This is a genomic window from Leptospira noumeaensis (assembly GCF_004770765.1).
In the GTDB taxonomy this organism is placed as follows: domain Bacteria; phylum Spirochaetota; class Leptospiria; order Leptospirales; family Leptospiraceae; genus Leptospira_A; species Leptospira_A noumeaensis.
Genome location: NZ_RQFK01000007.1, coordinates 1 through 12,105, shown reverse-complemented (window position 1 = coordinate 12,105; position 12,105 = coordinate 1). Strand labels below are relative to the sequence as shown.

Below are 12,105 nucleotides of genomic sequence, written 5' to 3'. Positions count from 1 at the left end.
AAAAAATCATTCTTCCGCTGATGCATAACCATATTCCGTAAGAATGGTTTGTATTTCCTTAGAAAAAAGATAATCGAAAAACATATAAACCGCAGAAATTTTATCTTTCGACCGACTTTCTTTTGAAGATGTAATGATAACACCTTGGAGGATAGGAGTGTATGATTTTCGATCGATACTCTTCCAAAACAAATTGTGATTTTCTTTGGCCTTTGCTGTAGAGAGCGAAGTAAAACCAAAATCTGCAGAACCAGTAGATATAAACTGATTTACCTGAGTGATATTTTCCCCAAACACAAGTTTACCCTTTACCTTTTCATAAATTCCATAATACTTCAGTGTTTCTTCAGCGGCTCTACCATATGGAGCAGTCTTCGGATTGGCAATTGCAATGAACTTTGTATTTTGGCTCAAAAGATGTTCCTGAACCGAAAAGGTTTTGTTTTTCTCTGCCTGTGACATGAGTATCAATTTTCCTATGGCATACACCTTCGGTTTGTTCTCCGCAAATCCTTCATTGAATAAGGTAAGTGGAAAATCCATATCAGCAGACAGAAATATATCAACCGGTGCACCGTTCCGAATTTGATTTGTTAGTTGACCAGAAGCTCCCGAAACCATTGTAATTTTGATTTGCGGATTTTGTTTTAGAAATGCCACCCGAATGTCTTCAAATGGGTTTTTAAAATTTGCAGCCACAGCCACAAAGATTTCAATTTCGCCTTTGGGGTTTTTTAAATCCGATTCTGGAGTTTCTGAAAAAACACCGTTCACAAAGATTAAGGCAAACAAGATCAAGGTTTTGAAGTTTTTCATTGTCTGACCTAGGCTAGAAAAAATAAATTTTCCAAGTCGTGTTCTACTGATTTTAAACACTGAACTCGATTCAGCGAAGAGAAACAACAGGAAAAAGGAGCACCGTTAAAAAAATGATAAAAAAACATTTGAATCAAAAGTAAGATATACTAAAACACTAACACTTCTAGTTTTAGTGAACCTCTTGTATGTCTGTTTATAAAAAATTTACCGTTTTTTTCGTATCCATCATCTTCCTAAGCCTACTAGTCAGCGCATTAATTTACAACTTACAAATGTTTGTTTATCATAAAAACCAAGAGACTCAACTAAAACCATTTCATTTTTCAAAAATCCTTTCAAGAACTGCTACGGTTGTTCTTTTCATTTCACTGATTTGGTTTCGAAAAAAGATCGACAAAAAGTCGATACAATCCCTCGGCCTTGAAAATTTTTCTAAAAACAAACCCCAACTCTGGATTGGATTTTTGGTCGGAATTTTAACTTTGTCACTTGTGATTATTGTAAAAATTTTCTTTGGTGTTTCCACCTTTTCTCCAAAAACTTGGGAGATATTCGATTTGGTTAAATGTTTTTATTTTTTAGTTGCTGTGTTTTGTATCGCATTTGTTGAAGAATTGTTTTTTCGAGGTTACCTCTTACAATCATGGATTGGTGATTTAGGAGAAAAAAAAGCCGCAGTATACACAAGTTTATTCTTTTCTCTCACTCATTTCATCCGACCAATTTCTGATCCGTTGATTTTCGTTTCCGAATTCATTGGACTTTTTTTGGTAGGATACATTCTATCTTTAGCATGGATTTATACTCGTACATTATATCTTTCAATTGGAATCCATGCCGGTTGGGTTTACGTAGTCAAGATGCAGCCATATTTTGTAGAGTCCATACCCCATGACAATCATTGGGTGTTCGGTGGAGAAAGACTTGTCTCAGGTGGAATCTCTTGGATGTTTATGATAGCCTTAGTATGGTTTCTCAAACTTTCATACGAAAGAACCTTAGAGAATAAAAAAATAGAACTAGTTTAGTCGTATTTCGGAAATGAATGCGAAACTCAGTCCATCTCACTCGGGATCGATTTTCCTGCACTTTTTTCAAATTCCAACATCCTCTCTCGACTGATTCCAATTAGGTTATGTGTCAAAGTCAATTCATCCCCTAAAAAATCAGGTGCCAAACGAATCTCTACAACACGATACCAAGTTTCCTTTGGGGGAACGGAAAATGCATGATTGACGCAAAGGCATTTGAATTTGAATCCAAAACTATGTTCCACTGGAATCGCGGAATGGGGAGCAGCAAAAAAATAAACAGGGGAATCCGTTGGATTTTGCATCACGAGTAAAAATTGTTTTTTGGAACCAGGTTTTAAAACGAGCTTATCCTCAGGAATTAAATCTCCAAATGGTGCCCGTTTTCCTTCTTTTACAGAACCAGTCGTCCACAAGGCCAAACTTTGAGCTCCACTAGGTTCACGGATTTCCATTTTTAAGGGAAGTTTGGTTGTCTCCCATTTGATGAAAATAGATACCTTACTTGCTTTAGTTGGATTAGATATAGGAGTATCTGTTGATAATACCTTAGGCCTCTCACCTTCCTCTCCACAGGAGAAGGCAAACATCAGAACAAAAAAACATATAACAGACGTTAATTTACAAAACAAGCGAACCATCCAAATTTTATTCTAAACTTAATTCTAAGGTTGAAAAATCAAGATTTTCCGTTTTTTTAGAATTGGTTAAGTAATATTGTTTTCCTCGAACTTGTAAAGTGACGAACTCTTGAAAAATTTTCTCTGTGTTGTTTGGATCTGGATTTTTGACTTGGTTACAATCTCGTCCACAACCATTACAATCACCTTCTCCATAATCTAAAAAATTAGTGAATGTTTGTTTACGAAGGAATCCAAAAATTCGGAGATGAATTTTTCCTGGACTAGTTTCTTTGACTTCATAATTTCCCATTCCATAAAACCGATTCGAACTTTCTTCGCCTGCATCGTAATTAGTACGAGCCGTTGATCCCTCTAAAAAGAAAGTTCCATCGGAACGCAAACGAATCGTCCAATCAGAAGCAGTTGGTGGATCCAGATTTTCTTCTACCGAAACTTCATTATCTGCCCCGACAGGGAGGTCTGTTACTTCACCTTCCGCTACCTCAGACACTTCCCTACCTGTCAAACCACGATTCAATACTTTCCGTAAAGCCGCTTTCGTAAAAGCATCAAAATTTTGTGAAGCTGTCGCTTTGGATTTAGGAAGTGTGTCCATCGCAAACCAATCCCCATCATGTCCAAAACGTAACTCGGATAAAACGATTCCCTTTTCGGTTAAACCTGGGTAAATTTCTTCTACCTTCATAGATAGTTTTTGTCCCTTATAAGGAGTGGGAAGTGTGATCTCTTGGCTTCCCATTGTATCTTCTACATTGATCTTTGCAGAATAACCATCATCTCCAGTTAATAGAAAAGATTTGACTCGTCCATTTTTAATACAATGAACATCGGAACGTTGGTATCCATTCCAAATTTTTATTACGGATATCTTTTTCCTTTCCGCAAAATCAAAGTTAAATGTGACTCCGACACCTCCTTTAACAGAAGCATATCCATTTTCATATTTAGAATCAAAAAGATTCATTACTGAATATGTTGGTTCAGGCGACGCTGTTTCCGAAGCAGTCACGGAACCTGATATAATTTCAGGAGCGTATGTTCTGTATGATTTTTTCTTTTCATCATAAAACTTCACTGACTTAAGACAAATATTTTGGTTTCTCTGAAAGTTCAAGGTCACTGACCTTGCCTGCACCACTGGGTCAAAAATGACTTCCGAATTAGAATTTTGAACATCTGTACTCGCATACACTTCGTCAAAATTTACATAGGCAGCAATACGGTCTTTGAACTGGCCCGAACAAGACTCAATAGAAACTTTACTTAGAGAGAACGCATTGTCCGCATAAAAATGTAATTTGACAAATTCAGCTCCAGGTTCCGCCTTCCATTCTTTACCATCTAACACGAAAAAAGGGAGCCCATTTTCCATCGACGTAGATGTTACCATTGAAAAGTGGAGTTTTTTGCCACAATTCATGACTAGTAGAGATGTTAAGACCAAAAAGGGAAGTAAATAGGATCTAAATTTCATAACCTGTCCTCTGAAAAAGTGGATTAAGGAAAACCTGGTTCGAAAAAGAAGGCAAGAAATTTTTTAATGACTCATTGTATCTTTTAAAACACGCTCCCAAGTTTCTGCATTTAAGGCCCCGACCACCCACCGCCCATTCACCCAAAAACTGGGAGCAGAATTCACTCCAAGTTCTACAGCTTCCTTCATATCAATTTTGACTTGTTCGAAGTATTTAGATTTTAAATTCTGCGGTTGGCAATCCGGATAGGATCCCCACTCACTCACATGTAAATCTTCACCATTAGATATTTTTTTAGCATTATCATATAACAATTGCATATGTGATGCAAACCTCTCTGGATCTTTTTCCCACAAACATCGACCCAATGCTAAAGGAAACATTCCTTCTTCAGAGTCTCCATCCAAAGGAAAATCTTTGTGTATGTACAAAATTTGAGATTTGTATTTGGAAAGTAAATTCTTTGTATGAGGAAATGTTTTTCGACAAAAGTTACATAAGTAATCACTCCACTCAATCACCACCCATTTAGCACTCGAAGAACCAAACTTAGGTGAACTTTTCAAATTTAATTTTGTTAAAATTTCTTTTTTTCCTATCTCGTAAGATTTTTCTTTCCATTTCAGTCCTGATTGGTGGAACAAACGACTCCAAACAATACGAATCCGAATCGATTCTCGCAAGCGGTCAATTGAATCTGTATCCAAAATCTCCTTTGGCAAAATTTTTCTTTCTACCGACCAATACTTTGATATTTCCTGGTCAGTGACAAACGAACGTTCCGACTCTTTCCATTCCGTTAACGTTTGTCCTTTTATATTCGCAACTTCCCGTAACTTCGCCAAACTCGCGTCAGACGAAATTGAAAGCTTAACAACCTCTTCCGAAGGTAATGTTTCAGGCAAAAACCGATCCTGTTTTGGATTCTCCCCGCAGGAAAATAACTGAAAGAAAAATACAATCACTAAGATAGGCATAAAATTCATTATTTATAACCACTATGACCCAATAGCAAGATCTTTAATTAATCAATACACAAACAAATTCCAGGAAAATCCTGATCCCATCGTTAAGAATTTTTGGGACGTCCCCAATGGCTTTGTTTTTTTTAGTTTTTTCTGATACGGGCCAGGCTACTTCGGGGTGCGCTTTCGCTTCCGTCTGACGAACGTCAGACCAAGCCCTGCGTATCCTTACGTAAGAAGATAGTTACTTTGATTTCAGCATCTTTGCTATATATTCCCTACACCTTGGGTCATCACTCAGTTTGTTTTATAATTTTAATATAAAATATTCGATGAGGGAATTGGCACTCGATCCAATCACACCAGATAGGGTAAAAAAATTTTTATCTAAAAACAAAAATTCATGATAGATACCGGGGTAAACTTTAACCGTATCTCCTTTTTCTCCTGAATCAAGTGCCCCGATGGTCGCAAAACATTATTTGCAAACATTGGTGGCGGGTGGCATTCAGCACATCTGGCTACAAAAGAACGGAAGACATTATAACCTATTCAAACACGGAAGTTTCTGAAACGATCTTAGATTCTACTTTAGAACAATAACAAAAGTGAGACTTCACAAGACAAAGGAAACGAAGAGAGTCAGGATAGAAATTATTTTAATCAATGGTTAAAAAAGAAATCATACAAATTACCATCGAAATTTAATACCCACCAAAAGCTCATTGATATATATATCAATCATCTTAAACGTGACATCAATTTAAGTGAAAACGAATCCCATTGATACAAAGAAGTAAAATGGGGGACAAAAAAAGATTGTAACATGAGGACTATTATCATTCTAATTTTGTATGCCCCATGAAGTTAATTTGATTTCAACTGTTGCTGTAGGCCTTGGTCTGGCAATGATCTTAGGATTTATCTCCATCCGCCTACGAATGCCGCCACTCGTGGGATATTTAATTGCCGGTATCATTGTTGGCCCTTATGTCCCAGGTTTTGTGGCGGATGCGGAACTTACTGCACAACTTGCTGAAATAGGTGTCATGTTGCTGATGTTTGGTGTAGGACTTCACTTCTCCATCGAAGACTTAATGTCGGTGAAACGCATTGCCATCCCAGGTGCTATTGTACAAATTTTAGTAGCAACCATACTCGGAGCTGGTGCCATTTTATTCTGGGGAGGAAGTTCGGGAGAAGCTGCTGTCTTTGGGTTGGCACTTTCCGTTGCGAGTACGGTAGTACTTCTCAAGGCACTGGAAACACGCGGTGTGATTGATAGCATCAATGGACGCATCGCCATCGGTTGGTTAGTTGTAGAAGACTTAGTAATGGTACTTGTGCTTGTATTATTACCACCTTTAGCAGGAATCATGGGTAGCCAGGTTGATGGCATCAACAATACAACCGATACAAATATAATGGTTACACTTGTTGTTACCCTCGCCAAAGTAATCGCATTTGTGATCGTGATGTTAGTAGTAGGAAAACGTTTGTTACCCAAAGTTTTGTGGTGGGTTACCGGTACCGGTTCACGTGAGTTATTCAGTTTGTGTGTCATTGCTACAGCAGTTGGTGTGGCTTATGGTTCCGCCCTTTTATTCGACGTATCTTTTGCATTAGGCGCTTTTTTCGCCGGTATGATGTTACGTGAATCTGAATTCAGTCATCGAGCAGCAGAGGAGTCTTTACCCTTACGTGATGCCTTCGCCGTATTATTTTTTGTTTCCGTTGGGATGATTTTTGACCCGCACATCTTGGTGGAACAACCGTTAAAGGTATTTACTGTCATCGCCATCATCATGTTCGGAAAAACACTCGTTGCCATCGCACTAGTGCTCATCTTTCGTTATCCGCTAAACACTGCATTGACGGTTGGGGCAAGCCTTGCTCAAATCGGTGAATTCTCGTTTATTTTAGCTGGACTCGGAGTGAGCCTTGGGCTTCTAGACATAGAAGGTCGAAATCTAATCGTAGCAGGTGCTTTGGTTTCCATTGCGTTTAACTCCACATTGTTTGCAGCACTGGAACCGTTTCAAAAATGGATCCGCAAACACTCATCATTTGCACGCAAACTTGAAATGCCTGACGATCCGCTTTCTATGTTACCCATGTCTACGGATAATGTTTTTTTATCAGGTCAAGTGGTGTTAGTCGGTTATGGTAGAGTTGGAAAACGGATTGCAAATACTCTGGATGAACATAAAATTCCTTACGTTGTTGCAGAATCCAATCGAGAGATTGTGGAAAAATTACGCGCAAAAGAAATACCTGCAGTGTGCGGTGACGCGTCAGATCCAAATGTACTAGTTCAAGCACACATTACACATGCTAGTTTGTTAGTTGCAGCGACTTCAAATACATTCCATGTACGCCAAATGGTTGAAATCGCACGTAAACTGAATCCAAAAATCGAAACCGTCATTCGTACTCATAATGAGGACGAAGCAAAGTTATGGACAGAAGAGAAAATAGGCAAAATTTTCCTCAGCGAACAACAGCTTGCTTCCGGTATGGCAGAACATGTATTAAAACGCATGGGGAAAATAGTTTAAATCGGGATCTTTTGCTACGTTTCGTTAGGTGATAAACTTATCTAAACTGCAATCCATATTGATTTTGGCTTTCGAACATACCTGGTTTGAAATTTCCGATTTTCTCCAAGGGACTTGTAATTTGTAAAAGGGATTCGGGACTCACATGTAAATATAGGAGTGTTGTTTTTATATCCGCATGACCTAAAAGTTTTTGAATATAAACCAAACCATATCCATCCTCCAGAAGGTGAGTTGCAAAAGAATGTCGGAGAGTATGGACAGTGCCATATTTCTGAATCCCAGCGAGTTTTCTAATTTTTTGAAATGCAGCTTGGATGGAGCGTATACTAACAGCAACATCTTTCCCTTTATGAGAAAAAAACAAATAGGATTTAGGATTATAAATTTCCATATATTGTTTGAGTAAAGCGGCAGTTTTATCCGCCAAAAGTGCATATCTTGCATGACCGCCCTTCCCTGATTCGATAAATATTGCCTTCCTTTCAAAATCAATATCTGATATCTGTAAGTTCACCACTTCACCAATACGTATCCCTGAAGAATATAGTAAGGTAAAAATAATTTTCTCCCAAAACGTACAACAATTGGAAAGTAAACTAACTATCTCTGTTTGGCTAAACACAGAAACAACCGTTCGTTTTCTTTTTGGTAAGGGAACCAGCTGTAACATCTCTTTTCTATCTATTAAAGAATAAAAAAGCAGAATTGCGCTATAAAAATTAATCAAAGAGGAATCAGAGCGATTCTCCAACCTCAGATATAGAAAAAATTTATATATATCTGTAGGTTCCAATTCCAAAGGAGACTTTTGAAAGTATCGAGTTAATACAGTCATACATGTTGTGTAATTCCGAATTGTTTTCGTTGCATATCCATGGACGATCATATCACTGATCATTTTATCTTTTAACATACCCATTCGTACATAAGTTTAACTGTATGAAAAAGGAAAACGGTTTTTAGGTATTACTACTTTGTTTTATGTATCCCGATAGTATAATTTTATTCCTACTGATTCCGAACGAAAAATCAAGACATTCAATTTCCCTAAGTAAAAATCTCGTTTTTAATCGATACAAAGTTTCTTAATCAGTGCAGTCAATTTCCCGGCTCAAATTTATATCCTTTTTAAGGATTTAATCCTAAATTATTCCCTGTGTTTCCCCGTCTTATCTTAATAGAATTACAATGAGATCGAATTACCCAAATGAATTCTAAAAACAAAGGAGAAGATACCGACGATGGACAAATGATACGACGAGAAAGACATCGTTTTGCAGAACTAGTAAAGGCCATGAATGCCGGCACTTGGGAAACCGATCTCATTGCCAACACAAGCCTCGTCAACGAACGTTATGCAGAAATTTTAGGTTATACACTAGAGGAACTTGGGCCAGTCAATTACGAGTTATGGACAGGACTCACACATCCCGATGACATGATTCGCATCAACAGGGAACTCGAAGAACATTACTCAGGGAAAAAACCCTACTATGAATGTGAAGTGCGGATGAAACATAAAAACGGGCACTGGGTCTGGGTTTTAGACAAAGGCCGAGTTTCTGAATGGACTGAGGATGGGAAACCGGCCTTTATGTTTGGGTCTCATCAAGATATCACATATATCAAAGAAACAGAAGAAGAATTAAGATTAGCAAAAGAAGCTGCAATACAAGCAACTCAATCTAAATCTGAATTTCTCGCCAATATGAGTCATGAAATCAGAACTCCCTTAAATGCTGTTATTGGTTATCTTGATTTAATGCTCCAGGGAAAAGAAAACGAAGTTCGAAAGGAATATTTAGAAATTGCACACACATCCGCTTTATCTTTACTCGACCTGATCAATGACATTCTAGATTTTTCAAAAATTGAAGCAGGAAAACTAGAACTTCATTATGAATTTTTTCCGATAGGAACCCTCGTTGACCAATTAAAATCGATTCTGCTCTACTCTTTTCAAAAAAAAGAATTAGAGTTTCAAATCAAAATCGATTCCAAGATCCCCGAATTTTTAAAAATGGATTTGATTCGCCTCAGACAAATTCTGATCAATCTAATCGGGAACGCAGTAAAATTCACCGAAGAGGGACTTGTCACTTTTGAAGTCAAAGTTTTGAAAATCATTAGCGATGACCAGATCCATCTTCTTTTTAGTGTTGAGGATACTGGGATTGGAATCGAAAAAGAAAGTTTTGATAAAATATTTGAAATGTTTTCTCAAGAAGACTCCTCTACCACCAGAAAGTATGGGGGAACTGGTCTCGGACTTACCATTACGAATCAATTATTAAAACACATGGATTCAAAGCTGCAACTAGAAAGTGAATATGGATACGGAAGTCGCTTTTCGTTTATTTTAAAAATGGAATATACGAATTCCCTAAAGGATCTGACTCACAAAAAAATCGAAGAACCCAACTTATGGGACATTCGAACAGCCCCCTTACTTAGTTCCATCCAACCAAAAATTTTGATCGTAGATGACAATGAAATTAACCTAACTTTACTTAGGACAATGTTACAGAGGATTGTACCAAGATCGGTAGTATTACAAGCTAAAGATGGAGAAGAAGCAATACTTGTTTACCAAAAAGAGAATCCTGATTTTATTTTTATGGACATTCAAATGCCAAAAACCAATGGATTTGATGCTACTTTAAAAATCAGAGAAATTGAAAAAGTAAATCAAACAAGTGTAATCATCGTCGCCTTAACTGCTGGGGAAACTTCTGCTGAAAAAGAAAACTGCCTTCAAGTTGGGTTTGACGATTTTATCTCAAAACCAGTTGTTTCAAAAACAATTGCAAGTTGTCTTGAGAAATTTCTTTTAAGTTAAAGCGAATCTTTACTTCAAATTACTAAATTTTAATCAAAAATTTAAATCATATAATTCAATGATATTTCTTTGAAACTTGGTTTTGTCCGAATCAAAATAGTGACGAATGCCAAGTAGATTGTCTAACTTACCTGAATTATCGCTGTTAGTATAGAGAACATCTTCGATTTCGCGTTTGCGGCTTTCTAAGTCTGGCTCGATATCCCTTCTGTGAGTGATCATTACTTTTACTAATTTCTTTTCTAAGATTGCGACTTTGTTAAAAACGTACTCAGTTTTTTTGAATCTATTTTTTCGTTTAATAAACCAACGTACTGCGTCAGGGTATTTTTCCAAAAGAGACCGATACCCATCTTTATCCAGGACGATTGGCTCCGGTTCCATTTGATTGATCTTTTTCAAATTCTTCACATGTTTGATTTTGGAAAATTTATCGATGAGATAGAGGTAAGCCTCCTTGTATTTTGATGATTGTAACTTCAAAGTCCAAATCAATCCATAAGAATGAAAAATAGGTTTCTTTAATTCGATGAGCGGCAAAGAACTTATTTTTTTCCGAATTAAATTCAGTTCCCGATACAAACGAATCAGCTTTTTTTCTCTATATTTAATATTAATTTTTCGATCAATTCTCATTAAGATGAGATGATCGAGAATATAAAAAATATCTTAACGTTCCTTTATATTTTTTTCTGAGTTCGTTTTATTTATTTATTTTAATTTCTTTAAAGCCTTCACATCTTCCAAATCTTGAACTCTACCCGTTTTCGATTTCATTCGGATCAAATCCTCCAAACTAATCACCGGCAAAGATCCAAAATCCGTTGTTGCCTGAATGATCCTACAATTGCGAATATCTTCTGTCAGAACAATATCCAAACTTTCCCTCTGCTTATTCGGATTTATAAAGTTCCAAGCGACAAGATTTTTCTCTTTTTGGTAGAACGCTAATTTTTGAAATATTTCCTTTGCTGAAACAGGCAAAATGGGATTTAATCCAATGGAATTAAGAGCAGACTCCATTTTTGTCAAATTCCCCTCACTGATTTCAGTAATCACATCTAAGTCAAAAGTTCCGCGAGCAATTCCATGGATGGCTACGGCATAACCACCAACGATTGCAAAAGGGATTCCCTCTCTCGAAAACTGTTCTTGAATTTTTTTTAAAAACATAGATCTGTATGATGTTTTTTTAAAACAATGGGTATAGTGATCTTAAATTGAATTCCATTCTTTCAAATATAAATTTTGTTTTTCAGTAAAAACAGACTCAGGAAGGAGTAAACGGTATTCTTCCAAAAATTCCAACCTTTCCGTGACGGATAGGCTCTTACTCTTTTGAATATATTCGTCCGTAAGTTCTTGAAAAGCTTCCATATAAAAAGTCTTCCTAACTCTATCCGAAAAGTATTGATGAATCAAACTGATTTTTTTGAAACATAGCAGAATGCATTCTGACTTGGGTTACCTAAAGAATTTCTAAATCTTCCCCCCGGCTATAAAAAAAGCCTCACATCTTTCGACGTAAGGCTTCTTCTTATCTTACTCTTTTTCAACTATATACGACAAAGGTTCTATTTTTCCCGATGAGGGAAAGCCAACCGCAACGACCCATAGGGAGTGAGGTTGGGACTTTTGCGGAGCGTAAGCCTAGCAAGAAGTCCATCGGCGCAGACCGCCAAACAGAACAAAGTAAAACAAACAATGCTATAATCTATACATACACGTTGAACACGTGTATATTGTAATATGGTCAAGCCGATCGAGCGAT

At 37.0% G+C, this 12,105-nt stretch carries 11 protein-coding genes; 3 read left to right on the top strand and 8 right to left on the bottom strand.

Going from position 1 to position 12,105, the window contains the following annotated elements; genetic code table 11:
- Nucleotides 1–6: 6 nt before the first annotated feature.
- On the bottom strand, nucleotides 7–816 hold the full coding sequence (gene modA, locus EHQ24_RS00180; RefSeq protein ID WP_135599707.1) for a molybdate ABC transporter substrate-binding protein: 810 nt from the start codon (nucleotides 814–816) through the stop codon (nucleotides 7–9).
- 188 nt (nucleotides 817–1,004) lie between these two features.
- On the opposite strand from modA, the gene EHQ24_RS00175 reads away from it, so the two are divergent.
- Entirely contained in the window at nucleotides 1,005–1,847 is an 843-nt protein-coding gene (locus tag EHQ24_RS00175; RefSeq protein WP_135599706.1) for a CPBP family intramembrane glutamic endopeptidase, read from the top strand.
- A 26-nt stretch (nucleotides 1,848–1,873) separates the two neighbouring features.
- Here EHQ24_RS00175 and lsa20 read toward each other — a convergent pair whose 3' ends face one another.
- From lsa20 to EHQ24_RS00160, 3 genes are all read right to left on the bottom strand, one after another.
- Entirely contained in the window at nucleotides 1,874–2,491 is a 618-nt protein-coding gene (gene lsa20, locus EHQ24_RS00170) for an LIC11469 family lipoprotein adhesin Lsa20 (RefSeq protein ID WP_135599705.1), read from the bottom strand.
- 7 nt (nucleotides 2,492–2,498) lie between these two features.
- Nucleotides 2,499–3,968: an NADase-type glycan-binding domain-containing protein gene (locus EHQ24_RS00165; protein ID WP_135599704.1), complete on the bottom strand. Its 1,470-nt coding sequence runs from the start codon at nucleotides 3,966–3,968 to the stop codon at nucleotides 2,499–2,501.
- Nucleotides 3,969–4,031: 63 nt separating this feature from the next.
- Entirely contained in the window at nucleotides 4,032–4,946 is a 915-nt protein-coding gene (locus EHQ24_RS00160; RefSeq protein ID WP_135599703.1) for a thioredoxin domain-containing protein, read from the bottom strand.
- Nucleotides 4,947–5,788: 842 nt separating this feature from the next.
- Between EHQ24_RS00160 and EHQ24_RS00155 the strand changes: the two genes are divergently transcribed.
- Nucleotides 5,789–7,492, top strand: a complete 1,704-nt coding sequence (locus tag EHQ24_RS00155; protein ID WP_135599702.1) for a cation:proton antiporter domain-containing protein — start codon at nucleotides 5,789–5,791, stop codon at nucleotides 7,490–7,492.
- Nucleotides 7,493–7,529: 37 nt separating this feature from the next.
- Here EHQ24_RS00155 and EHQ24_RS00150 read toward each other — a convergent pair whose 3' ends face one another.
- Complete coding sequence (locus EHQ24_RS00150) at nucleotides 7,530–8,408, bottom strand: tyrosine-type recombinase/integrase (protein WP_135599701.1); 879 nt, start codon at nucleotides 8,406–8,408, stop codon at nucleotides 7,530–7,532.
- A 294-nt stretch (nucleotides 8,409–8,702) separates the two neighbouring features.
- On the opposite strand from EHQ24_RS00150, the gene EHQ24_RS00145 reads away from it, so the two are divergent.
- Nucleotides 8,703–10,334 (top strand): PAS domain-containing hybrid sensor histidine kinase/response regulator, encoded by a 1,632-nt coding sequence (locus EHQ24_RS00145; RefSeq protein WP_135599700.1) that lies wholly within the window; start codon nucleotides 8,703–8,705, stop codon nucleotides 10,332–10,334.
- Between the two features lie 33 nt (nucleotides 10,335–10,367).
- Here the strand turns inward: EHQ24_RS00145 and EHQ24_RS00140 are convergent, their stop codons facing one another.
- From EHQ24_RS00140 to EHQ24_RS19165, 3 genes are all read right to left on the bottom strand, one after another.
- Nucleotides 10,368–10,970 carry a hypothetical protein gene (locus EHQ24_RS00140; RefSeq protein WP_135599699.1) on the bottom strand — a complete coding sequence of 201 codons (603 nt, stop codon included), beginning with the start codon at nucleotides 10,968–10,970 and terminating at the stop codon, nucleotides 10,368–10,370.
- 75 nt (nucleotides 10,971–11,045) lie between these two features.
- On the bottom strand, nucleotides 11,046–11,507 hold the full coding sequence (locus EHQ24_RS00135) for a DUF6036 family nucleotidyltransferase (RefSeq protein WP_135599698.1): 462 nt from the start codon (nucleotides 11,505–11,507) through the stop codon (nucleotides 11,046–11,048).
- Between the two features lie 42 nt (nucleotides 11,508–11,549).
- Nucleotides 11,550–11,711 (bottom strand): hypothetical protein, encoded by a 162-nt coding sequence (locus EHQ24_RS19165; protein ID WP_167483032.1) that lies wholly within the window; start codon nucleotides 11,709–11,711, stop codon nucleotides 11,550–11,552.
- Between the last annotated feature and the right edge of the window lie 394 nt (nucleotides 11,712–12,105).

Excerpts from the sequence above, each read along its gene's own strand:
- EHQ24_RS00175 (WP_135599706.1), top strand. The coding sequence starts at position 1,005 with ATGTCTGTTTATAAAAAATTTACCGTTTTTTTCGTATCCATCATCTTC.
- EHQ24_RS00155 (WP_135599702.1), top strand. The coding sequence starts at position 5,789 with ATGCCCCATGAAGTTAATTTGATTTCAACTGTTGCTGTAGGCCTTGGT.
- lsa20 (WP_135599705.1), bottom strand. The coding sequence starts at position 2,491 with ATGGTTCGCTTGTTTTGTAAATTAACGTCTGTTATATGTTTTTTTGTT.
- EHQ24_RS00140 (WP_135599699.1), bottom strand. The coding sequence starts at position 10,970 with ATGAGAATTGATCGAAAAATTAATATTAAATATAGAGAAAAAAAGCTG.
- EHQ24_RS00160 (WP_135599703.1), bottom strand. The coding sequence starts at position 4,946 with ATGCCTATCTTAGTGATTGTATTTTTCTTTCAGTTATTTTCCTGCGGG.
- EHQ24_RS00150 (WP_135599701.1), bottom strand. The coding sequence starts at position 8,408 with ATGTTAAAAGATAAAATGATCAGTGATATGATCGTCCATGGATATGCA.
- EHQ24_RS00165 (WP_135599704.1), bottom strand. The coding sequence starts at position 3,968 with ATGAAATTTAGATCCTATTTACTTCCCTTTTTGGTCTTAACATCTCTA.
- EHQ24_RS19165 (WP_167483032.1), bottom strand. The coding sequence starts at position 11,711 with ATGGAAGCTTTTCAAGAACTTACGGACGAATATATTCAAAAGAGTAAG.
- EHQ24_RS00145 (WP_135599700.1), top strand. The coding sequence starts at position 8,703 with ATGAATTCTAAAAACAAAGGAGAAGATACCGACGATGGACAAATGATA.
- modA (WP_135599707.1), bottom strand. The coding sequence starts at position 816 with ATGAAAAACTTCAAAACCTTGATCTTGTTTGCCTTAATCTTTGTGAAC.
- EHQ24_RS00135 (WP_135599698.1), bottom strand. The coding sequence starts at position 11,507 with ATGTTTTTAAAAAAAATTCAAGAACAGTTTTCGAGAGAGGGAATCCCT.